Genomic DNA, 22,813 nt, shown 5'->3' on the forward strand with positions numbered 1-22,813 from the left:
TTTATCTTCTCAGGGTTTTTTTAAATCCATAACTTACCGGTGTATAGCCAAATCCCGATGTGCCTGCGCCAATTTCTATCGCAGTGGCCCCGCCATAAGAATGGGTAATTGCCCCTCCCAGACCAAAGCCGATAGGGGTGGGAGTAAAGAATGCTACTTGCGTTGCTCCGCCATTTAAAAATCCTCGTGTAGTGATCGCATCTGCTCCGCCGATTATATATCCAGCCGTTACTGTTAAGGAGACTCCCTTCAACGAGTTTCCTGGCCATGTCTTTGTTGCACTCCATTGATAAGTAATTTCATCATTATGCAAATTCCAAACAATACCCCCTGAATAAGTATAATAACCCGCAGATATTGCGATAAAGTCCGGAGCCGGAGGGTTGAACGTACGTACAGCTTGATCCCATAACTTCCTAACTGGGGACTCATTCAATTGATCCCATGGCAAGCTACAGCTGCCATCATGGCATGTATTATATAGATAACCAAATGTAGCTGTTTTGGCTCCATTTGAAAATTTCCCGCCACCAAGAACCGAGGCTGTCCCGCCTGCTACAGCACTAATAACACTACCTTCTACAGCATTTTTGCCGCTCCATTCGGAAACGCTGGGTGCCATTGATTTTGAGAATGCGGCACTAAGAGCACCTGCTCCGCACTTAGACCCATTCATTTCACTTGTTACACAACCTACGACGCCGTGCAAGGCGACTCCCGCAGCGGGGTTAGTCCATGCTGCAGTTTTGTCAGCCCCCCCTGTAAATGCATTACCTCCATCTATAACATTGCCCGCGGCCGTGAACATACCAGCTGTTACAGCACCCTGAAGGCCGCCTTTTACCGTTCCGCTAGCAATAGAACCGCTCACAAATCCAGCGACGGCCGATTGTGCCACTGCATTTTGCGTCACGGCGCCTAGCATCCCCCACTCCGCGCCCCATACCGCGCTGCCAGGTCCAAGTACAAATGCGGCGCCTATGGCAGCAGCAATTCGCAAAGTTTTACTATTGAACAAACCGGGCAATATCCTGTGGCCGAACAAACTGAATTGTCCTGTTGGGTCCGTGCACGTCATCGGATTGTTATAGCAGTACGCGTAGCGGTTGTAGTTCTGCAGGTTCATCGGATCCTGGATGAAGGGATCGCCCTGCATGAACATGCCCAGGCGCGGATCGAAGATGCGCCCGTTCATGTGGATCAGACCGACGTCGTCCAGGTGCTCGTGGCCTGTGTAGCCGCGGTCCGTGCCGCTACTGGTATTGTTCCAGTCATACACCAGCTTGCCGCTGGCGTCGTAATTGCCGCTGGCCGTGCGGCGCTTGCCGAATGGATCGTAGGAGTAGCGTGCCGTCAGCGTGCCGTTATGGTCGGTGGTGCTGACCAGGCTGCCCTGCAGGTCCTTGTGCCAGTATTCCAGTTTTACCACCACCAGGCTAGGCGGTATCCACGGTTCCATCTGCCCGGCGCCCAGTGCCGGCAGGCTGCCTGTTGTCACCAGCACACCCAGGCTGGTGCCACCGATCGACAGGTAATGGCGGTTGCTGATGCTGCTGCCATTCTGCTCGCTCTCGAAGGCCAGGCCGCCGGCATTGTCCGGGTGCATCATCCAGGTCACGCGCGTGCCACTGCTGCTGACTCGGGTTTCCTTCACGCGCTGGTGGTTTTCATCGTACTGCCAGCTGTAGCGCGGATAACCGTTGGGGCCTTCCAGGCCATTCTGGCCATCGGGCAGGTTAAAGCTGGTGTAGCTGATCTTGCGGTAGCTGCCAGCGCTGGCGACCGTCAAGTTGCCGTTCGCATCATAGGTATAGCTGGCCGGGATCGCGCCGCTGACGCTGGTCAAGGCATGCGGGCGCACCACGCCGGGCCCGGATGCTGGATAGCTGTAGGTGCCGACATCGCTCTTGTACAGCACGCTGCCCAGCGCGTTGTATTGCAGCGCGACCGTGCGCTGCAGCCCCGGCACCGCTGGTGCCGACACGCTGTAGTTGCGCAGGCGGCCGATCGGATCGTAATCGTAATCATCCGTCACCGAGCCGGTGACACCATCGCCATTCGCATCGATGCGCTTGCGCAGATGGTTCAAACTGTCCCACTCATATTGGTAATTCAGGATCGCTGCGTACGATCCCGTGAAGGCGGCCGTGTTGCTGCGGATACGCCCCGTGACCGGTTCGAAGTCGGCGCGTACTGTGACGTTGTTGCCATAGAACTGCTGCTCCGCCTGGCCGCGCGCGTCATAGAACTGGCCTTGCCACAGCAGACTGCCGGCCGGGCGACTCGTCGCCGGTGCCGTCGCCGCGCCATTCGCGCCCGGCAGCGGCGTGATGCTGGCCGCCTGCGCCAGGGTGGCCGAGGACAGGAAGCCCTTTGGCGTATATTGATAGTCGACCTGCACGCCGGTCGGATAGATCTCGCTCACCAGGCGGCCATTCGCATCGTAGCGCACGCCGCTGGCAAAGCTGGGCCCGCCCGTTACATCTGTGCGCGTATTGACCGGCCGCCCCAGGCTGTCGTAGGCGATCTTGCGGCTCACGCCATTGCTGCTGCCGCTCGAGCACAGCTTGCCGATGCCCTTGCTGCAGGCGCTGCCGTCGAGGTAGCGGTCATAGCGCCAGTAGCTGGCGTATTCCGGCTCGGAACGGTTGATGAGACGACCCAGCAGGTCGTATTCCAGGGTCGTGGCTTGATTCAGCGCGCGCTGGTTCGGACTTTGCTGCCACACCAGTTCACCCAGTGCGTTGTAGTCGTACTGCCACCAGCCCGTATCCGGATCGACCATCTCCTTCTTGCGGCCGCGGATATCATATTTCACGCTGATGATGTTCTGCATCGCGTCGCGGGTCTGGATCAGGTTACCGAACGCGTCATACTGGTGCGCCAGCTGGGCGCCCAGTGTATTTGTCACGCGTACCAGCTTGCCATCGATATTCTTTTCTTCCAGGCGCTGCTGTCCGTGGTCGTTCTCGTAGGTGACCGTCAGTCCCTTGTAGAAAATGATGTTTTTCGCTGCGTTCATGGCGCGGCGCGTGCCGAACTGCACGCTGCCATGCTTGCCCAGCGGATCGCTGGTATACACGCGTACGACGCGGCCTAACGCATCGTAGATATTCATGCTCATGCCATAGTCGCCGCGGCCGCCACTGCTCGAGGACTGCGAATCGAGGAAGTATGGCTGGGTGCTGATTACCGCCACGCCCTGTGTGTTGTAATCAGTGTCCTGCACCACCAGGCGCCCCGTGCCGCCCGGCTGGGCGGCGCCATCATAGGCTTCTGTGACGGTGCGCACCTTGCGCCCGGCGCGGTCCATGTAGACGCGCGAAAACGGCCCGTTCTTCGCGTCGGCGCTGTTGCGCGGCTCGACGTGGACAAAGCTGATGCCTTCGGTCGGCCATTCCGAACGCGCCGGCGCCGGGCAGTGCGCGCTGTTCGAACTGGTATCGGCAATGTCGCGGTCCGGCAAATAGCAGTAGGCGGTGACGGTGCTGCTGCCGTCGGCGCGCGTTTCGCGCACGGTGCGGCCGAAATCATCAACCTGCAGGCGCGTCGTCAGGGCATTCGGGCCCGTCAGCGCCGTCATTGCGCCAAAGCGGGGGTCGAATTCCTTGCTTTCCGTATGTCCCAGTGCATTCGTCGATGTATTGGGAAAGGTGCCTGCCGGGATGCTGACATTGCCGATGCCGGCCAGTGTGACCGTGCTGGCGGCATACGTGCTGCCGCTGCTGCGGCTGAGGAACGCGGCGCGCCCGCCGGAACCGCAATCGGTGGTGGTGGCACTGGTGCGGTTGCCGTAGCCATCGTAGGCATAGCTGGTGGTGACGCAGGACAGCGTGCCCGGTTCGACGATTTCTTTTGTCAGCAGCCCCGTCACCGGATCATATTCGAATGCGCTGGAACGGCTGTAGGCCAGCGGATTGGCTGGTGACTGCGCCTGGGCCATGGTGGTGCCGAACGCGCACAGCGCAATCAGCCAGCAGGTCAATTGTCGCATTGCGGTCCTGGCCTTGCCGGCCGTAGCGAGTGTGCTGATGTTGGCGGCCATTTCAGTCGTCTCCCAGCAGCAGGTTGATGATCGCCATCAGCGCAGCGGGATTTACCGCCGGCTGGATGGGTGTGACGCCCGGATCGGTGCCCGAGCCCGACGTTGGTGCGCCGGCCGACACGGTCGGCAGCAGGCTCGAACTGCCGCTGACATCATTCAAGACCGTGGCCGTTTTCAGGCGTCCGAGGATCCAGCTGTCGCCGCTGGTATTGCCGGCAAGGTAGTCATTCGTCGTGCGTTTGCTGCTTTGCGCCGCGCCGGAGGCGCTGCTGGTGACCGTCAGGATCTCGCGGGCATCGCCGCTGTTGTTGAAGGTGTTGGTGGTCGTCACCGTCGGCAGCGCCACGCCTTCGAGGTCCCAGCCCTCTTCCGTACTTTTGTACAGGTACGGACGCTGCACCTTGGCGCTGGTGGCGCATGGGACGCCGGCAGTGGCCGATTCCTGCGCACCGGCGGTGGCCGTCTTGTCGCAATAGATAAAGCTGCTGCGGCTGAGCAGTGGCGCGGAAGGCTGATCGAGGGCGCCGCGGCGCGTTTCGCTCATGCTGGCCGGGCCGGGATTCGGGCCGTTCTGGATGTTCTGCGTGGTGACAGTGAGGTACTCGTCGTTGGGTGCCGTGTTCTGGATCGCATTGCTGCGAAATCCCAGCCAGCCGCGGCCGTCATAGGCCATCTTCATGCCGCTGTACGCATATTCGGTCTTTTGCAGGGTACCGCCAAAGCCGGCATTGGTCGTCACGGTCGCCACGACATAGGTTGGCGTGAGCACGTCGACCATGGGATAGGCGGCCGCGTCTGGGGTGCCGCGGTCGCTCTTGTAGCGCGGACCCAGGCTGCCAGTGTTCGGGCTGGTCAGCAGTACCCAGTTCAGGCTGGTGGTGATGCCATTGCCGGTGCGCACCGACATCAGCTGGTCGGGTGGTGTTGTGTCTGTGCGGACAAATAGCAAGTTATAGGCGCCGGGCGACGGATATGAAAGGCGCAGGATCTCGGTGGTGCCACTCCCCGTGAAGTCACCCAGCAGCATGGTCGTCTTGCCGTCACTATGCTGTAATTGCTGGGTGATATTGAAGGTATCCGAACGCCTAAAAGTTCCATCTCCATTGCTCAGGAAGACAGTATTCCTGTTGGTATCGTCGCCCCAGCGCAGGATATCGGTACGGCCGTCTCTATCCATGTCGACGGTCTGAAAATAGGAAGAGTGATTGGAAACGCCAGTGCTGCCGGATACATATGGGAGGAACAACATCAGTTCATCCCCGGCAGAAATTAAATTGAAATTGGTGATTTGCTTTAAGCTTTTGGTTGAATCAGATACCCACAGATGCTGTAGTGGCATCATCTGATTTGGCCACACACAATCCATCTTGCCATCGCCATTGAAATCTAGCGCGTTGTTACAGCTATCACCGAGTGCCACATATTCAAAATCGCCATTCCCTTTAGATAACCATCCCCCTGAATCTACTGCCAGGTCGGGCAGCCCATCGCCATTCAAATCAATAACAGTCGGCGATGCATTTCGCAAATTAATGGTCGACGTATACGCTGAACGATGCGCAAGATTGGTTGATGCTTCGATAAATCCTCCACTTGCCTGTCCCAGATATAAGCGCGTACAGATAACAGTGGCACATGCTTGATCGCCTTCTGGCGGCTTGTTTGTGCGGGGATAAGCGGGAATGATGCTTGCCACAATATCGAGCAAGCCGTCACCATTCGCATCAAGCACATGGAAAACATTTCCCTGCGTCGCGGAATATGACAGTGGCACAGTTGGCTGCCCATTGTCCATGTCACCACCACAGTTGCCGCGAATGCAATGTTCTTTAACTACACTTGCCTTGATGGTAAAATCAATTCCAGTAATATCCACTGGCCTGAAAGAACCATCACCTTGCGACAGATACAGGATGTTGCGCACCACACCACAAGAAGTACTCTGCACAGACGTCGTCTGCATCGTGCGCAAGATATCACTTAAGCCGTCGCCATTAAAGTCCGCTACAATGCTTCTGTAGCAGCCATCGCTCTTGAATAAATTCTGATCGGTGATGTTAAACCTGCTGGACTGTGAAAAATTTCCTTTCCCTGTACTTTCATACAAGCGGTTTTCTCCAGGGTTATCCGACCAGCGCAGGATATCGGTACGGCCGCTGCCAAAAAAACTCCCTACTACCGCGCCATAATGCCCGAGGCCAGGCAGCATTTTTTCATTCACCAGAGGGCCTGAGCTAAAGTTGGTGTTCTGGGAGTAGGCAAGTCCCCCGCCCTGGCTATAGTCGAAGGTGGTCGCTGGTAAGCATTTTTGCTCATTAGAGCCCGTGCATTCGGAAATTTTGACAACACGACTGCGCCCGCTACGCAGTCCCTTGTCGTACGATAATTTCATCACCTTGGTGCGGATGGCGCTTGCAGGCTGGGTGGCTTGAGCCGCGGGCCAGTTGATATAGGTATGGATTTTCTGCAGCAGGCGCACGCTGACATTCTTCGCGCCGTTATGGTAAGCCTCGGAACGATCCTGCGCCTGGTTCGGTGTATCGGGTCGATCGGTATATTCAAATACCACACGGTTCATCGGCGCTTGTGCCGCCGTGCCTGTATAGCGGATTTCCGTCAAGTTCCATTCGTGACCGGGACCGCCTCCCGTCTGGCTACCCCAGGCGATGTCTCGCTGTTCATATTGAAAATCGATATAGTTACCAACAGTATCGGCAATCCGGCTCACGGGCCAGGCTGTCGCTACTTGTCTGGTGGTGGCGGAATAATTTCCGTCCGCATCGACTGGTGCATTGGCGATGATATTCGCATTCGCAGTGGCATTGCCATTCACGCCGTATTCGTAAATCTGTCCGCTTTTGGTCCACACTTTGAAATACGCGGGACCATTCGCTGGGTTGCCGCCAGCCATGCCATAAGCGCGGATGCGCGCATACATGTCTTTCTCCGTCCTGTACTCGCGCACGAACCCGCTTCCACCCAGGCTGTCACCAGGCTGGAAAGGCATGCTGTCCGGATTGAGCACTGCGCCATCCGCATTCGTTTGGATCAGGCGTTGACCATCGAGGCATAATTTATCGTTGCCGTTAAATCGGACAGGCACCACGCTGCCATCAATTTGCTTATTGCCAGGACAGCGGGTAATCAAGGAGATTCCCTGCAATGCCCAGCCATATCCAACCGGACCATTGACGCCGCCGCCGCTGTACAACAGGCCAATATTTGGCGCCATGCCCGCGACACCGGGTGGCACTGAAATAGGCAAACTATAAGAAGGCGTTCCTGCAGCTGAAACAGACACCTGACTAGCGTGGCTTGCCTGCTGCGATATCAAAGTGAGGGCCACCATTAACATCCCCCACTTAACACTCTTCCGAACTAATGTATTCCAGCCAAATTCAAGTAGCAACGTCACGAGATGGTCCTTATTGCAGTAAAGATTAGTTATAGCTTTTTCACCTAACCATTTTAGGGTGGTCGAAAATTGCCGTATTATTGTGATAGTAGCAATTTCAAGCATTACTTTCAAGAAATATTTCTAATTTAAAGTTCATACGGGAAGTTACTTTTTTTCTTGGATTTTTTGCTTCACGAAGATACTCTTGTTTTCTGAGTGCGCGTATAGTGAGGGCGAGCAGCGGCGCATGTTGGTTCTTAGTTCTATTGCATTTCTGCTCAGAGATGGTTTTTTCCTACGAAGTTATTTCATTCTACTAAATGTTTTTCCTCTGTCGGCGCGTAAAATTCTCAGTAAATGACATCCCATCGATGCCACCGGTCGAGAATTGGAGCACCTAACAGAAACTTCGTTTAGAGAAACAAACGGCCCCGAAGTTGGTCAAAGCCACCTGACATCGTTTTCGGGAGCCGATCACATGGCCAAAACACTTCTTCCTGATGACCTGTGGGCGCTGATCCTGCCTTTACTGCCAGCAAACCATCCGTCCCCAAAGGAGGATAACGTGGCAGAGGCATTGCACCGCGCATAGTCCGCTACGGCATCGAATCGCGCGAGCGCCTTGGTAAATGGCGCTGGGTGGTCGAACGCACCTTGGGTTGGCTCCACCGTTTCCGTCGGCTGCGTATCCGCTATGAACGTCGTGCCGATATCCACCAGGCATTCCTCTCGCTTGCCTACATACTCATCTGCTGGCGATATATTCGAAGGTTTTGTTAGGTGCTCTAAGTAGGTGGTGATTTTTTGTTTCCCATGAATAAAAGAAATTTTCTTAAAATATCATTGTGGTGCTGCCACTACAAAATCCGGGACGGCGTAAACTTTATTCTTCTCGTTGCATGAGGCCAAATCATTCCAGGCAAATCCTAATTTTTTATTGGCTAACTGGGCCGATAATAGCATTGCATACGATTGTTTGATAAAGGAAGCATTTCCTGTGAACTGACACCAATTCACGCACGTTAGATCTGTTGTGAAATAAATATTTCCATTTGAGTGGCTAATTATAGTGGAGATATTTTCACTGCAGAATGCTGCAGTTGCCTCTGTGGTAAATATGACTCCAGCAAGCAAGCCTAGTTTAATAATATTTCTTGTTTTCATGTTGAATTTAATTCAATGCATTTGAGGGTGGTGCTGCTAAGGATCCAGTGTTTCGAATGCGGCAAAATAAGGGGCGGATTTGTTTTACTAATGAGATAATTAATAATTATAGTAGCCCGAAACTAACAAGCATGCAGATCCCTGGGGCTTCATCATAATAAATAAACATCGTTGCATTGGACGTTTTTGTCGCAATTAACGTTGCATAAAAACGATTTTTATCATTAACAGTCATATTGCTTGGAAAGCTAATAAAACCACCGTTACATGATGACGGCGTATTCCATATGGCAACTCCATCGGCCATGTAGTTTTCCAATTTCCAGCTCGGTTGTCCAGACGCCACTGAGTAAAATATCTGGCGTCGTTCAGCATGTGCGGAGCCGTAAAGAATTGTTAAGCACATAACAAAAATTTTTAATATTTTTGAAAAATTTTTCATATAAATTTCTTAATTTAAATTAACTGGGTAAATTTCATTAATTTCAAGTAGTTGTTCATACTATAATCATTGGATATTGTTGTCAAACAATATTTTATAATCTTGGAAAAGTTCATGTCTGGGGCTATTGACGCGCTGTTGCGTTGTTGATTCAAGGGCATAATTTTTCAGGGAAGAAATTGTGGTGCCTCACTTGGACGGACTTGTTTTACCAGTACATACAATTGATCGGAGAATGAGTTTGTATTGGCGCCGTAGCATGCGAACTGACCTTTGCGTATCATGTGTACCAGCTCGATGTCAGCGAGTACACTGCTGGCAAACCTAAACAACTTGAAGCCCAACATGGTCGGTTACGCGCGCTTGATCGGCTGATGATCCTGTTCAGCGGCGTTGTGGAGGTATTTGACTTGGTGTGCCGTGTCGGTACATTCTGTTTGGGGGTCATGTCGGCGATTGCCGCTTGGTCGGCGCGCGAAATAACAAACCGCCAAGATACTGAGAGAGAGGACGCGGGAAACGCATCAGGCGCTCCGTAATCGCTATCCATTTTTCCGCAATCGGGGAATGTACATTGAGTTCACAGGTTGAGGCGCTGCGCAGGTCGGCACGCCCACCCCAGCTATACGAGGCTTTAGCCACCTTGTCGACCACCGATGATCGATGCCCAGCACACGACTGATGTCGTGCAGGCCGCTGCGAGGGCGATAGGAAATGAGTTCGAAGAGCGGGGCGCCGCACGAGGGGAAGCATCCGTTCCATGCCGGCAAAAAAGCCATTCGATCATTGCAAGAGCGGCTACTGTGTGGTCTGCCCAAGAAACACAGCTCAACTAACTTGGTGGTAGCTGGACGGCAATTTAGGATCACTGAATCCAAAGTGTGTCCTAACAAGATGCTCAAGGAGTATAGCTAATTTGCCAAAAAATCTGGTTGTAGCAAAGTGAACATTGAAATGTAAACTTTACAGCCACCCCTTTAGCAAAAAACGTCTGGTAAACGAAATCATTAATTGATGAACGCTTCCCTAGAGCGTAATGCCAACAACATTTTCACCATCGGACCAACGTACGCAGGTATTGCTCCCAAAGACACTGATAACTTGACCGCTCGCCCGAGCAGTTAATAACATTGCAAGCTGCTGTTTCCCTGTGACTGAATTCTCATCAGCAATCAGCCAGTATGAATATTTTGCGCAGGCTGGTTTTCCTGTCGCCGTATTTTCCATGGTAAAAGAGATTAAGCCATCAACCGATCGTACGGTGATACTGACTATTTTTCCTACTTGCTCTCCTGCATAGGCCGGGTTGCATTGGATTGCGAATAGAAAGGCTAAGACTGAAAAAAATTTAGACATGATTTCTTCTATATGATTATTTTGAAATTTCAAGGACTAGCTTGGCAGTAGCTGGACGGCCATTTACCATCACTGAATCCAGAATACATCCTGAGCGCAAAAAACTCAATGAGTATGGGGAATTTCCCCAAAAATCGGACTGTAACAAAGTGTACGTTGAAATGCAAATTTTACGGCGACCGCTTTGGGAGAAAATGGCGGGTAAGTGAAATCGTCAATTGCTGAACGTTTCCTAGAACGTGATGCCAACAACATTTTCGCCATCGTGCCAGCGTACGCAGCTATTGCTTCCAGAAACACTGATGGCCTGACCACTTGCGCGAGCAGTTAATAATATTGCAAGTTGCTGCTTTCCTGTGACTGATTTTTCATCTGCAATCATCCAGTATGAATTTTTTGCGCAGGCTGGTTTTCCTGTTGCTGTATTTTCCATGACAAAATAGATCAATCCATCACTGGATCGAACAGTGATACTGAGTATTTTTCCTACTTGCTCTCCTGCGTAGGCCGGGTTGCATTGGGTTGCGAATAGAAAAGCTAAGATTAAAAATAATTTATGCATGATGCCTTCTATCTGATTGTGTTGAATTTTTATTTGAGGATTGGCTGAGAGGATGCTAAATAATTTATTTTTCCTATTGCTGCGCTTGTTCTTCGGGCGGTAGATGATGTAGGTATATTAAAATTTAAAATATAAACTGCATTCCTTCGCTCCGCGTGTCATTGATTTTATTGCATATTTGTTCGTGACTCAACAACAAAAAGCATTCGGCGATGTGTCGTAGTTGTTCCGCTACCTGTTCATACTCTACTCTAGATGGTGATTCTTCAAGAAATAGGATTCTGTCCAGTACGGCGTGCCCTAAACCGAGCGCAACACCGAGGACATCCAGCCTGACGAAATGCGGCGGCTGAAGACCGAATTGAAGCGTGTTACCGAGGAGCGCGACATCTTGAAAAAGGCGGTGTACTTGCAAAGACGTCCGAGTAAGGTAAGCCTTCATTCAGAAAGTCCAGGAGGAATTTCCGGTGCGGCGTTTGTGCAAGATGATGGGAGTTCATCCCAGCGGTTTTTATGCGTGGTGCGTTCAGCCTGAGAGCAAGCGGGCCAAGGAAGATAGGCGCTTGCTCGGCCACATGAAGAAGTCATGGTTGGAAAGTGGTGCGGTCTACGGCTACCTCAAGGTTCCCGGCGATTTGCGCGACCTGATCCGACGATCAGGTCGGAGCTGATGTGTCTATCCCTGCCCTGTAGAGGCTCTTGCTGCGTTCAGGCAAAAGCTGGCTATCCCTCGCCATAACGGACGGTGAGGGATAGCATATCCGACCAAGGCAGAGGCAGAGCGCCGGCTTCTGAACGCTGTAACGGCACAACTGGCTACGTCAGCCGGGCCCATCATCTGCTTGAAGTAGTCGATGAAGTCGCGGATTTTTACGCGCTGGCAGTGGAGCTGACATCACAGCCAGCCTAGCATGGCATGTGGTGGCATCACGCCAAAATAGACGCTTGCCGGATCGCTTAATATATCGTCGCCAGTAGCTTAGACTCTCCTGATCCATAGTTCTTGAAAGATGAAAAACCGATGGGTCGTATCTTAGCTTGGGTATCCTGCCAGCACACCTTGTGTGCGATCTAGTAGCGGCCTGATCCAACGACGACATCGGGGCTGGCTAGTCTATCGCCCCTGCCCTTGCAGTACCGGTTGATCGATGAATGGTCGACCCATGTGCCTCACTCTTACGTCATTTTCTCGATGTACCAGCAGCTCATCGGGTATGTCGCACACCAGCGGATGCGGACCAAGATGACGTCGATTGGGAAACGCATGTGAATGAGAGCCGCTGTGCTGGCGGTTTTCTTCTGGCGTTAGGCATTGACTTGATCTATTGCGTTTCGAATGTAATAATTATCGAATTCTTATTTAATAAGCAGGACTGAAAATGAATAAAACTATTAATCGACTCTGCATATTGGTCATGCTGGCATTGAGTAGTGCTGCCTATGCTTGGACCCCGTCGGGAGAGCCTGTCAGTGTCCAGGAAGTCATTGTGTGGCAGGATGCGAGTCCTATTGTGATCAAGCTATCGAGCGGTCTTTATTGTCATGTTATGCCTGAAGAGAGATATCTTTATGCGTTGGTGTTAACCTTGTATGCATCCGGAAAGACGGCGTCGATTTATTGTCATGATGCTGTAGAGAATAAAGGGGGCTATCTTTCGCATCGTTTGCACCGTATCGGCAGTTTAAGTTAATTGCATTGTCGATAGTCATTGTTTCGATCATTGATGATTTGTCTGCCAGGCATAGACTTGAGGATTTTCGGTTTGAGTCCTTTATGGAAGTGCTGATCAATTCACTTTCGTAGCGAGGTTGGCGCGCTAAAGGCCGACCGACGAGCCACTCAAGCTCGTTTTTCGTTCGATTCGACGCGATTCTCACGTCTTTTTGTCATCAAGACGGACTACGGGATTCAGTGATTGTAAAGCGCCTGCCAGCCAGTACCAGATTGGCGAATGCAACAACGTAAAGAGGTTCTGTCGCGTTGTTGATCGGAGGGCGAAGTTATCCCGGTATGGCACTTCGGCCGTCAAAATGGAGAGACCGGTCCTGCCAGCGCATAAAATTGGTCTGCGAACGGCATCATCACTGTACGATTCATTGGCCCTTACGGATCATGTGCATGAGTTCGATGCCAGCAATCACGGAGCCGGCGCAGTGGCATGATTTGAAGTTGAGCATCGGCTGGGTCACTGGCTTGATAGCGCGGTGGTTCTGTTTCGCGATGTTGTTGAGGTATTTGACTTGGTACAACAGGATCGGCACGTCGCGGCCGGCATTGATCGTATCGATGGCCGCCTTGTTCGCGCCACTCTTGTCCATTGCGAGCTTGCCCGGATCACCGTTCGATTCTATCGCCTTATTGAAGAGGCGTTTCGCGGCAGTCATGTCACGCTTCGCCGTGAGCAGGAAGTCGACGGTCTTGCCTCGCTTGTCGACAGCGCGATAAGGATACTTCCAGATGTCCTTGACCTTTTGATATAGGTCTTATCCATGCGCCAGTTGCTACCGACCGCGCGCTTGTGTTTGCGGGCCATTGTCTCAATGCGCGGCAGGAAACGGATCGTCCATCGATTAATCGACGAATGGTCGACCGACACGCTACGCTCTTTCATCATTTCCTCTATGTGCCGGTAGCTCAGCGGATAGGCTGCATACCAGCGGATGCGTACCAAGATGACGTTGATCGGAAAACGCGTTCCTTTAAAATTGAGCATGTCGAGTCCAGCGTTCGGGGGTCCTAGTCTACCTAGCCGGTCTCCGGAGGGTTGCCAATACGACAGAACCTTAACTGCCGGTGGTGAGTTGCTAAGCTACTGATGGCGATTCAGACGGAACTTGATGCTTAACTACCGACGGCGAAAATCATAGATTAATCACGTGTTCAAAGGTATAATAAATTTCACATAATCAACTTCCTAAGGGATGATTTTTTGCTCATAATATGAACCTCTTACATGAAAAGATGGGTATGACTGTCAATTTTTCAAAAATAAAATCTCTTTTTTTATCTCTGATTCTAGTGATGTTTGGCTCTCATGCGAGAGCTTCCGATATCTACATTGGTGATTTAACTATTAGTAAAATACGTGCCGTTGGTGAGTACTATTCTCCAGCATTTTCAAATACGATTGAAATTTGGTTTTCTTCACCATTAATTTTTCCAAGTGGAGCGAGATGTGCGCCCAACAGTTATCGTGTTCACGTCGATATAAAACATAAACATATAATCGCTTCTGCCTATCTTGCGTTCGCGACAGGGAAGAAAATTAACATTAATATTGATGATCAGTTGCCAATTCGGGGCGGAGGGTGCGAATTATCGTATTTGGACATTTTAAATTAAAGGCGGTGTTCTCGTCGAGAATTGAAGTGCCACAATTTTTAGGCACTTCTCCAAGCGGGGCTCTACTCGTTGATCGGGACGGCCAAGCTCAACAGCGCCGATCCTGAGGCCTAGCTACGCCATGGACTGGCGCACATCGCCGCTCACCCGGTCAAATTGCTGCCCTGGAACTGCGCCGCGCAGCACCCCTCAGCTTAAAAAACATGCCGCTTCCCAGCGGTGTGATGCCATCATCTAGCAATACGTCCCTAGGCTCAAATCGACGCTTGGTTACCGCCCACACCCTCACTCCCTGCTTACTGCTATCCTAGACTGATGTCGGTACTTTTCCGTCGCAAGGTCGTAATAGGTAATCGTTACGCGTATTTCACCGTCATTCTTACTGATCCGATCAACGTCCCCAAGCTTGCGGCAGGATTTAGCATCAAAACCAATCAAACTCTTTAAAAATTCGACATCAATCGCGGCGGATCGATAGCTTTTTCCCTTTTGTAGATTTAAAGGATTCTGTTCGTTTGCTGGCCGGATTGACCCTCTCAGTTTGACCCTCCCTCCATGTCCTCGCGAACGCCGCGACCCTGTCGTAAGACCCCTCAAATCCCAATTCCTTCAAGTCTTCATGGATCTGTTTCAGCGTGCGCCGCTGCTTGCGTGATCGCGCCGCCTCGGTTTTTAGGAGCGCAGAAAGCTGAAACGCGTATTTGTCGATGGCCCGGACGGAGCGCCGCTCAGAGTAGGCTGGCTCAATGGTTTCCGATCGCAGATAGCGCCGGACGGTGTTTCTAGAGATGCCCAAACGCCTGGCTATCTCTCTCAAAGGGACCTGGTCGCGAATGTGCCAGCGTGGAATAATGCCTAGTAATGCCACGTCGATCACTCCAATTCCCCACTCAATGTCATGAGCAGGATTGTGTCTTATACGTGGGTCAGTTTCGTGTGCAAATTATGCGGTGAAGTGGGTCAGATTTCGCTGCAAATCAACAACACCTCTCCATGGCGAGCATTCTCGCCTAAATCAGTGTCCGGGTACATTAAACCACTACAGTTTGATTCTATGGTCACTGTCCCATTATCACCAATACTCGTCCCCCTTTTACAAGTCGAACGCTACTTTTCGTCTTCGTCAACAACGCGGCGGGAGGCGGGGTCACGGAGGCGATTCAAATATCGCAGAACGATTGCACAAACTACCGGCATCAGAATAGGAAATTCAAACTAGATACGAATCCCATCAAGCGATTGATGCTTCTCCAGCCAAGACTTGACCCACAAAGGTTGGCGTCCGCGCCCACTCCATTGCTGATCCTGATTTTCGGGGTTGCGATATAGAGCAGCCACTGCTTTTTTCTCCTCCTTCGCTGCATTTTTTGGCACGCCGGCGATCAACTGTGTCAGCGGCACACCGACCCGCTGGGCAATCGCCAGCATTTCTGCACGGGCTTTTTCCAACTCGCCTTTTTGTCGGGTCTTGATTTCTTGAATTGCTTGCGCTTCAAGCTTTTTTAACTCGGCCAGTGATAATGATGAGGTATCCATATGAACTCCTTGAAAGTAATACAAATTTGGGGGATGCCTGTATGTGACTTGAGCATGCATGCCAAGTGAAAGCCATTCTAAAACATTTCGTTCGTGCTTTAGCCGTCTTCTTTCTCCTTGTAACATCGAAACCCCTTGTTTAAAGGGGCCATTTCGACTGGAGCCATGCAGCTGACCCGGCAACAATCGTGAAAATCACCGTGGCCACGAAGGCTGAAATATGGAACCACGATCCCCTTCCTTCGCATCGACCTGGCTTCTGGCCATGCTTCAAGGGCAGACCTATGACCAGATCGCAGCGCGGTTTCGTGTCACGAAGTCGACGGTGTCCAAATCGGTTACCGATCTAGCGCGAGATCTGCAGTCCATCGTTGGTGTGGTCGGCATCGACGAGGACAGTGCGCCCACTGCCCATGTGATCCGCGCGCATGGAAAAGATTATCTGGAAGCGTTGGAACACTTCGTGCCGCTGGCGAAACATGCGGCCACAGCCTCACTTCCAATCATTACCCGGGCACACATTGACCAGCTGGTGCTGCATACGGCACGGCATAGCCGCTGCAAACAGCGCGATATCGCCCTTCTCCTCATGCTTATCCATACCGGTGCACGTCCGAATGAGATCGCCAGGATAACCATCGCGGACTACATCGATGCGTCGGGCCAGCACCGCTCTCCAGTATGGCTGCCAGCTGGTGCGGCCACAAATGGCGTAAGGCGCCCACTGCTTCTCGACGCAACAGTCTTGTACTGGCTTGACGCGTATCTTGCGTGGCGCGTAGCCGCTGGTTGGGGTGTGAGCGATCGCAGAGAATACCGAGGCCTTCAGGGCGACAGTAGCCTATTTCTCAGCCGGACTGGTGAATCGTTTACTTCGCCATCAGCAAAAGCCACTGCCGAAAAGGGTTTACATGATGTCCTGCAGCGTATCTTCCGTTACGCCAATCAGCCTGGTCTGGGTGTGCTGGGTGCGCGCCGTTCAGTGGCGCATCGGTTGCAGGCCGACGGCAGCACACACGACGAGATCGCATTTTATCTTGGTACACGCACCGGTACCGTGCAGCGCCTGCTGACGACAAGTCCCGGCAAGCCACCCCATCCAGGCACCTCCGGCACTTGAACACGACCCATCTTGCCATCGCTCGAACTACCTAGGTTCGCTCGTCCCGTAGCAAAGTGTCTGGACAAGGATCTCGGGGTTGACTCGCGAATGGTCAATGAGAGGATGGTTTATCGCTCATTTTCACGTCAAGGAGACCATCATGGACAAGGAAATCGTCAATCGCTCACTGCCGCAAGCCGCTCCACCAACGGTCCTTGGAGAACGGCCGGCCCGCATTCCCACGGGTGGCACGATCCGCGCCGGCATCAAGGTGCTGTCCAAGGCGGCAGCGAGCAATCCGCAAGCGAAAGCGATCTACGAGCAAGGGCTGGCCTCAAACTGTTCGTTTGAAGAGATCGGACAAAAGATTGCCGAGGCCTTCCCGGACATCAAGGCACCGCTGGTGCCCAAAAATGTGGCGTGGTTCACCGTACGTCCGAATGACTTTCCCAATCCGGCCCTGGCAGCGCAGATTCTGGCGGCGTTTGGCGAAGATCGCGGCGACGGCGTCATCCGGCTGTATCGTTTTCCGGTCATTTTTCCGGCCGACACCTGGCAATTGGTCATGCCACATGAACTGGCTGCCTGGGCACGCAATGACAAACGCTACTGGAGCGAGTATGCGTCAGATGGCCATACGCGCTACTGCAAAATGTATGCGCCCGTGCGTTTTGATGAGCGCAGCCAACGCGTGGTGCGCACCTTCGGTGGACGCCCAGTACAACTACGGCCAGAAAACAATGGTGTCTGCGATCCAGAAAACTGCCCGGAATTTCAGAACCGGCAATGTAATCTGACCGGAAAATTCATTTTCTATATTCCAGGCATTGCCTCGATTGATGCCTTTGTCCTGCACACGAACAGTTTTTATGCCATGAGCCGCGCCATCGAGCGCTTTGAAACCATCTCGTTCATGCGCGGTGGCCGCCTGGCCGGCTTCCTCGATCAGCACCGCACGCCCTTCTTTTTCAGTAAGAAGCTGCGCGACGTCTCCCATATCGATCCCAAAACCGGGCAATCCGTGCGCAGCGCACACTGGATCATCGAACTGGAAGCACCCATCGATGTCTCTTCCCTCCTGATCCAGCATGACGATGAAAGCGCTTTACACCTGGCCGATCAGGCCGCCCATATCCTGCAGGGGCAAAAGGAACAACAAGACATTGCCTCATTGCAGCTCCGCCCCGATGAGGCACGTGAGGTGCCACTGGAGCAACCGGCACAGAGTGAAGCATCCATGCAGCAGAAAGCGGCCACTGACGCCACGGCATTGGCACCACCTCAGCAGGCCAACCACTGCGGCGAAGAGGAAGCAATCCGCACCCTGTTTGACCTGGCAGCGGCCTATGGTGTGGAGCAGGATCGGTTTGGCCTCTTTGCTGACCGCCAGTGGGGAGCCGGCTGGCGGCGCAATCCGAACGGCCGTCAACGCGTGCTGGCGGAACTGGAACGCTATCAGAATGATCCGGAAGGCTTCTGTGAAAAGGTCAATGCCCGCCTGCGCGCGTCGGACACGCCGTCATCCCGGCCGCGCGTGCCAACAGCGCCAGCCAAGGGAGAATAGTCATGCGCATCGCTCATTTTTCCGATTTGCACTATGCAGTATCGACCTTGCCCGAGGTGGATACGTGCTTCACCTATGCCGTAGACCAGGCGATCGCAAGACAGGCAGAGGTCGCCGTCATTACGGGCGACACCACCGATCACGCCCTGGACGCCCATTCGCCGGCGTTGATGGCGCTTGCGCGCCAGATCCGGCGTCTGGCCGACCATTGCCCGGTCCTGATGCTGCAAGGGACGTTTTCCCACGAACCACCCGGTACGCTGGATCTGTTTTCCCTGCTAGCGGGACGGTATCCCATTCACGTGGCCAATCATCTGCAGCAAGTCATTCTGAATAGCCGACGTGAATGGAGCGCTTCAGCTCACTGCCGTTTCGATGCCAACGACTGGCGCGACACGGACTGTGCCCTTCTCTGCTCGTGCATTCCGACCATGAACAAGGCGAAGGTGGCCGCCAGTGTCGGTGCGGAACAAGCGGGACAGGCCATGGGGCACTATCTGGCTGACCTCCTGGCCGGCTACGCGCCAGGCAATCTGCTGGCGCGCCAGCGGGGTATTCCCACCATCGCGCTCTCCCACGGTACCGTGATTGGCTGCATGACAGAACATGGGGTGCCGATGGCGGGAATGGACCATGAATTTACCGCAGGCGCGCTGTTTCAGGCACAGGCCAATGCGTTCATGCTGGGGCATATTCACCTGCATCAGGCATGGGACCACAACGGACAGGTGATCGCCTACCCCGGCTCCATTGGACGCTTGCATTACGGTGAACAAGGCAATAAGGGTTTCCTGATGTGGGACGTCACCGCGAACAGCGCTGGCTTCGAACTCGTCGCGACGCCGGCTCGCCGCACGCTGGAGCTGGCGTTTGCCGGAGCGCCGGATATGCATGCACTGCACCAATACGTCGCTAGCCACTCCATCGAAGGTGCCTGGGTGCGTATCCGCTGGCAGTGCCTTGAAGAGGAGCGCGCCACCATCGACCGCGAAGCGATCACGGCACTGTTTCGTGGCGCGGCAGGCATCAAGCTCGAAGGCCGTGTGATCCCGATCGCCCGCGCTAGAGCGGAGGGAATGGCACGCTGCCATCAACTTGAAGAGCAAGTGCATGCGTGGGCACAGCAGGTCGATACGCCAGCAGCGCCCTTATTGGCGTGCCTGGCCCAGCTAGCTATCCATTCACCCGCCGACATTGCTATGGCTGCGCTGTCAATAGAAACCGTTGCTGGCGACGCTTGTACAAGCGAGTGCCATGCTTCGGGAAACGGGGCTGTGCAGCCTTGAGGTGCGCGTGCTTCGCTTCATACTAAAGAACGAAAGACACTTTGACCAGGAGAGATCACCATGCGCCCTCTTTCCCTCACCTTGACGGGTTTCATCGGTATTCGCGACGGGATGAACAGAGAAACATTGACGCTCGATTTCGAACGCCTCACAGCCGGCGCCCAGCTGGTGGCCATCGTCGGCCCGAATGGACGCGGCAAAACCACCGTGTTAGACAATATGACGCCCTTTGCGACCATGCCGTCCAAGGCAGGGGCTGACGGCCTTGGCAGCTTTTCCTACTACGATGAGGTGTACTTGCCGGTCAACCGCAAGGAGCTCCTGTGGGAAATGGCGGGACGGCAATACCGCACCCAGATCATCATTCGACTCAACGGTAAGCGCAGGAGCGAGGCCTACCTGCATCAGCTCTGCGATGGCACATGGCAACCCGTGCAACGCCCAGACGGCAGCCTCTCCGATGGCCGGATGGAATCCTACCAACGCTGCGTCGAGGACATCGTCGGCCCAGCCGCCACTTTTTTTACCACAGCATTCTCGGCGCAGAACAGGCGCCAACTGGCTCACTACCGCAATGCGGAAATCAAAGTGCTATTGAGTGACGTGCTCGGACTGGAGCGCGTGCGTGCCAAGGGGCTACAGGCTGCGGAGACGGCGAAACTGCTGCGCTGCGGGCTATCCGGATGGCAGCAGGAGCGACGCCTATTACTGCAACAAATCGATGACAATCACGAGATATCGCGACAATTGAGCATGCCCGACGGCGCGCTGGAGACCTTACAACGCGGCAGGCAGGCAGCACTGGCAACGCTGGATGCGAAAAAAAACACCTTGGCCACCCTCAAGGCCGAACAAACCGTCTCCGCAACCTACGCGAACCAGCGCCAGCAGCTCAACCAGACACTGCAGCACCTGCGTGATCGCCTGCTGGCACGCAATCAGCAAATCGACGAGCGAGAACATGACCTCATCGCGGTAGGCCAGGCCATGATCCACCAGATCGTGCAGCGGCGGCACGAGCATGCGCAGGAATATCTAACTGCAGTCAGCCGGCATGCGAACCTGCGGTTGCTCAACGCCGATCACCGACGCGTGACCCGCGCCGTTGAGCGGCTACCGATCCTGACACGCCTGCAGGAATACCGCAGCAATCATGCCACAATCTGCCGTCAGCTGCATGATCGGCATACGGAGGCAACGTCCCAGCGTGCTGTAGCCCTGCAAAAGATCGATGGGTTCAACCGGGAAATCGGTGAGACGGTATGCCAGATCCGAGCACTGCACCAGCGCCTCTCGCTCACCTCCCTCGTTCCCTGCTCGGGGACCGCGCTCCAGGGACAATGCCAGCTACTCGAACACGCCCGCTCAGCCCGTCCCATCATTCCCCAGCACGAACAATCGCTGCGCCGCCTGGAACACGCCCAGCGCCAGCAATCCGAGGTGCTGTCACAGCTGGACGCGCAAATCGCCGCGATGCCGGACACGGCAGAGCGCTTGGCGCGGGCACTGCGCCGCCTGGATCGTACTCGGGAAAGACGCGCAACCAATCAGCAAGTCGCTGCGCGCGCCAGCGAGATCGAGCAGGCACGGGATAGCATCGACGATGTGATCCGCCGGATTCACCTGCTCGCGCAGGCCGTCGACCACGAAACGGATACCGAAAAACAGGAAAAAGCACGCATTGACAAGCAACTGGCAGCCATTGCAGGTGAGCGCGCTCAGATCGCGCAGGGAATTCACATGGAACGTGAGCGTATTGAACAGCAACTCGCCGCTCTACCTTCGCCGTTCGATCTGGTTCGTCTCACTCAGGCCGAGCAGGAAATCGCTCACTTCACGGACAAGCTCACAGAATGTGAAACACAACTAAACGAAGCGATCGGGCGACAGCACCGCCTGACTGAACTTCAACGCCAGCGACTGGGTCAACGTCAAACGCTAGCCTCTCTGGATGCCCGCATCGCTCATATTGAAGAGCAGACAGCAATATGGTCTCTGTTCGCCACATGCCTGGGGAACGATGGCATCATCGCATTAGCCATTGACGACGCGGGCCCCGCCCTGTCGATGCTCACGAACGATTTATTGATGGCGTGCTATGGGCCACGCTTTACGGTATCCATTCGCACGCTGCTCGAATCGGGCAAAGGGCAATCCAGGGAAGGATTTGACGTCATCGTGCACGACGCCAACACCGGCTTCGCCAAGAGCGCTTCCAAGATGAGCGGAGGCGAGCGCGTCTGGATCAACGAATGCCTCACGCGCGCCATGGCCTTGTATCTAGCCCAGTCAAACAACCGGCGCAGCGAAACCCTCTTTTCGGACGAAGCGGATGGTGCCTTTGATGCCGAGCATAAACGCATGTTCCTTGCGATGAAAAGACAGGTTATGCAACTGGGTAATTATCGACAAGAATTCTTTATTTCACACACGCCAGAGTTGGCGGCCATGGCTGACGCCACCATCGATCTCATCTAGTCTTCAATATACACACCAGTCACCATTGCATCACCCGCCAATCCGCCTTCTGGTATGCACTTCTTACACTCTGGCCGTGCCATCGCTTGAAGAATGCCTGGACAAACAGGGATGATGAGCGAGCTACCGCTCATCATCCCTCATTCATCTGAGCACTTCCACCGCTATGGGTACAAAGTGTAAATGCCCCCCGTTGTCGTGATACATGCTTGTCAGCATGCTTACTCAGGACGCCTCTGCAAATCGTGGGGCAAGCTGAGCCACCCTGTTTTGCCGCTCGCATATCCGCCTTTGACGGAGCTGGTTTCTCCAACACCTGCCGTCTACTGCCTTGGCACAATCACACTTCCATCCGCCATGCGCACGGCATAGCCGCATTTCGGCTGCCGTCCTGGCGAGATGCGTGCCCTCCAGCCATAAGGTCTGCAGCGACTCATGGAACAGAAACACCAACGGCATTTCGTCCCGTGCGTCGAAGTAGTCTTCATAGCCTAGGTGCAGCGCTGCCTGAAATGCTTCCAGCTGCACCAACTCATCG

General features: G+C 53.9%; 13 protein-coding genes and 6 pseudogenes. 8 read left to right on the forward strand and 11 right to left on the reverse strand.

Annotated elements, in window-relative coordinates; translation table 11 throughout:
* Position 1: 1 nt before the first annotated feature.
* Both MRBLMS1_RS01420 and MRBLMS1_RS01425 read right to left on the reverse strand, forming a co-directional pair.
* A complete protein-coding gene (locus tag MRBLMS1_RS01420; RefSeq protein WP_485877333.1) occupies positions 2-4,045 on the reverse strand; it encodes an RHS repeat-associated core domain-containing protein in 4,044 nt (1,347 codons plus the stop codon).
* A gap of 1 nt (position 4,046) precedes the next feature.
* Entirely contained in the window at positions 4,047-7,394 is a 3,348-nt protein-coding gene (locus tag MRBLMS1_RS01425) for an FG-GAP-like repeat-containing protein (protein WP_485877335.1), read from the reverse strand.
* Positions 7,395-8,006: 612 nt separating this feature from the next.
* On the opposite strand from MRBLMS1_RS01425, the pseudogene MRBLMS1_RS01430 reads away from it, so the two are divergent.
* Positions 8,007-8,222 (forward strand): annotated as a pseudogene (locus tag MRBLMS1_RS01430) (transposase); the annotation flags it as partial.
* A gap of 60 nt (positions 8,223-8,282) precedes the next feature.
* On the opposite strand, the gene MRBLMS1_RS01435 reads toward MRBLMS1_RS01430, so the two are convergent.
* From MRBLMS1_RS01435 to MRBLMS1_RS01455, 5 genes and pseudogenes are all read right to left on the reverse strand, one after another.
* Positions 8,283-8,606 (reverse strand): hypothetical protein, encoded by a 324-nt coding sequence (locus tag MRBLMS1_RS01435; protein WP_485877336.1) that lies wholly within the window; start codon positions 8,604-8,606, stop codon positions 8,283-8,285.
* Between the two features lie 106 nt (positions 8,607-8,712).
* Positions 8,713-9,048 carry a hypothetical protein gene (locus tag MRBLMS1_RS01440; RefSeq protein WP_485877337.1) on the reverse strand — a complete coding sequence of 112 codons (336 nt, stop codon included), beginning with the start codon at positions 9,046-9,048 and terminating at the stop codon, positions 8,713-8,715.
* Positions 9,049-9,215: 167 nt separating this feature from the next.
* A pseudogene (locus tag MRBLMS1_RS01445) lies at positions 9,216-9,461 on the reverse strand (DDE-type integrase/transposase/recombinase); the annotation flags it as partial.
* A gap of 613 nt (positions 9,462-10,074) precedes the next feature.
* Positions 10,075-10,404, reverse strand: a complete 330-nt coding sequence (locus tag MRBLMS1_RS01450; RefSeq protein ID WP_485877338.1) for a hypothetical protein — start codon at positions 10,402-10,404, stop codon at positions 10,075-10,077.
* A 232-nt stretch (positions 10,405-10,636) separates the two neighbouring features.
* The gene (locus MRBLMS1_RS01455; protein ID WP_072453915.1) at positions 10,637-10,966 is read right to left on the reverse strand and encodes a hypothetical protein; all 330 of its coding nucleotides are present in this window, start codon (positions 10,964-10,966) and stop codon (positions 10,637-10,639) included.
* A 307-nt stretch (positions 10,967-11,273) separates the two neighbouring features.
* On the opposite strand from MRBLMS1_RS01455, the pseudogene MRBLMS1_RS01460 reads away from it, so the two are divergent.
* Positions 11,274-11,631: pseudogene (locus tag MRBLMS1_RS01460) on the forward strand (IS3 family transposase); the annotation flags it as partial.
* 514 nt (positions 11,632-12,145) lie between these two features.
* On the opposite strand, the pseudogene MRBLMS1_RS01465 reads toward MRBLMS1_RS01460, so the two are convergent.
* Positions 12,146-12,232 (reverse strand): annotated as a pseudogene (locus MRBLMS1_RS01465) (IS6 family transposase); the annotation flags it as partial.
* 113 nt (positions 12,233-12,345) lie between these two features.
* Between MRBLMS1_RS01465 and MRBLMS1_RS01470 the strand changes: the two are divergent.
* The gene (locus MRBLMS1_RS01470; protein WP_485877339.1) at positions 12,346-12,657 is read left to right on the forward strand and encodes a hypothetical protein; all 312 of its coding nucleotides are present in this window, start codon (positions 12,346-12,348) and stop codon (positions 12,655-12,657) included.
* A 335-nt stretch (positions 12,658-12,992) separates the two neighbouring features.
* Here MRBLMS1_RS01470 and MRBLMS1_RS01475 read toward each other — a convergent pair.
* Positions 12,993-13,680, reverse strand: a pseudogene (locus MRBLMS1_RS01475) (IS6 family transposase).
* 248 nt (positions 13,681-13,928) lie between these two features.
* Here MRBLMS1_RS01475 and MRBLMS1_RS01480 point away from each other — a divergent pair.
* On the forward strand, positions 13,929-14,309 hold the full coding sequence (locus MRBLMS1_RS01480) for a hypothetical protein (protein ID WP_485877341.1): 381 nt from the start codon (positions 13,929-13,931) through the stop codon (positions 14,307-14,309).
* A gap of 547 nt (positions 14,310-14,856) precedes the next feature.
* On the opposite strand, the pseudogene MRBLMS1_RS01485 reads toward MRBLMS1_RS01480, so the two are convergent.
* Positions 14,857-15,186: pseudogene (locus MRBLMS1_RS01485) on the reverse strand (helix-turn-helix domain-containing protein); the annotation flags it as partial.
* A 338-nt stretch (positions 15,187-15,524) separates the two neighbouring features.
* Positions 15,525-15,845 carry an H-NS histone family protein gene (locus MRBLMS1_RS01490; protein ID WP_485877342.1) on the reverse strand — a complete coding sequence of 107 codons (321 nt, stop codon included), beginning with the start codon at positions 15,843-15,845 and terminating at the stop codon, positions 15,525-15,527.
* 220 nt (positions 15,846-16,065) lie between these two features.
* Here MRBLMS1_RS01490 and MRBLMS1_RS01495 point away from each other — a divergent pair, with 220 nt between their 5' ends.
* The 4 genes from MRBLMS1_RS01495 (at position 16,066) to MRBLMS1_RS01510 (ending at position 22,275) form a co-directional block, all read left to right on the forward strand.
* Positions 16,066-16,965 carry a site-specific integrase gene (locus tag MRBLMS1_RS01495; RefSeq protein ID WP_485877344.1) on the forward strand — a complete coding sequence of 300 codons (900 nt, stop codon included), beginning with the start codon at positions 16,066-16,068 and terminating at the stop codon, positions 16,963-16,965.
* A 142-nt stretch (positions 16,966-17,107) separates the two neighbouring features.
* Positions 17,108-18,511, forward strand: a complete 1,404-nt coding sequence (locus tag MRBLMS1_RS01500) for a recombination directionality factor (protein WP_485877346.1) — start codon at positions 17,108-17,110, stop codon at positions 18,509-18,511.
* Between the two features lie 2 nt (positions 18,512-18,513).
* Positions 18,514-19,797, forward strand: coding sequence for a metallophosphoesterase family protein (locus MRBLMS1_RS01505; RefSeq protein ID WP_485877347.1), 1,284 nt, complete (start codon positions 18,514-18,516; stop codon positions 19,795-19,797).
* A gap of 60 nt (positions 19,798-19,857) precedes the next feature.
* Positions 19,858-22,275: a DNA repair protein gene (locus MRBLMS1_RS01510; RefSeq protein WP_485877348.1), complete on the forward strand. Its 2,418-nt coding sequence runs from the start codon at positions 19,858-19,860 to the stop codon at positions 22,273-22,275.
* The last annotated feature ends 538 nt before the right edge of the window (positions 22,276-22,813 follow it).

The organism is Massilia sp. LMS1-1-1.1, assembly GCF_040815535.1.
Lineage (GTDB): Bacteria > Pseudomonadota > Gammaproteobacteria > Burkholderiales > Burkholderiaceae_D > Janthinobacterium > Janthinobacterium aestuarii.

Coding starts and splice junctions, on each gene's coding strand:
- MRBLMS1_RS01425 (WP_485877335.1), bottom strand. CDS start 7,394: ATGGTGGCCCTCACTTTGATATCGCAGCAGGCAAGCCACGCTAGTCAG.
- MRBLMS1_RS01480 (WP_485877341.1), top strand. CDS start 13,929: ATGGGTATGACTGTCAATTTTTCAAAAATAAAATCTCTTTTTTTATCT.
- MRBLMS1_RS01420 (WP_485877333.1), bottom strand. CDS start 4,045: ATGGCCGCCAACATCAGCACACTCGCTACGGCCGGCAAGGCCAGGACC.
- MRBLMS1_RS01490 (WP_485877342.1), bottom strand. CDS start 15,845: ATGGATACCTCATCATTATCACTGGCCGAGTTAAAAAAGCTTGAAGCG.
- MRBLMS1_RS01455 (WP_072453915.1), bottom strand. CDS start 10,966: ATGCATAAATTATTTTTAATCTTAGCTTTTCTATTCGCAACCCAATGC.
- MRBLMS1_RS01435 (WP_485877336.1), bottom strand. CDS start 8,606: ATGAAAACAAGAAATATTATTAAACTAGGCTTGCTTGCTGGAGTCATA.
- MRBLMS1_RS01505 (WP_485877347.1), top strand. CDS start 18,514: ATGCGCATCGCTCATTTTTCCGATTTGCACTATGCAGTATCGACCTTG.
- MRBLMS1_RS01495 (WP_485877344.1), top strand. CDS start 16,066: ATGGAACCACGATCCCCTTCCTTCGCATCGACCTGGCTTCTGGCCATG.
- MRBLMS1_RS01510 (WP_485877348.1), top strand. CDS start 19,858: ATGCGCCCTCTTTCCCTCACCTTGACGGGTTTCATCGGTATTCGCGAC.
- MRBLMS1_RS01500 (WP_485877346.1), top strand. CDS start 17,108: ATGGACAAGGAAATCGTCAATCGCTCACTGCCGCAAGCCGCTCCACCA.
- MRBLMS1_RS01470 (WP_485877339.1), top strand. CDS start 12,346: ATGAATAAAACTATTAATCGACTCTGCATATTGGTCATGCTGGCATTG.
- MRBLMS1_RS01440 (WP_485877337.1), bottom strand. CDS start 9,048: ATGAAAAATTTTTCAAAAATATTAAAAATTTTTGTTATGTGCTTAACA.
- MRBLMS1_RS01450 (WP_485877338.1), bottom strand. CDS start 10,404: ATGTCTAAATTTTTTTCAGTCTTAGCCTTTCTATTCGCAATCCAATGC.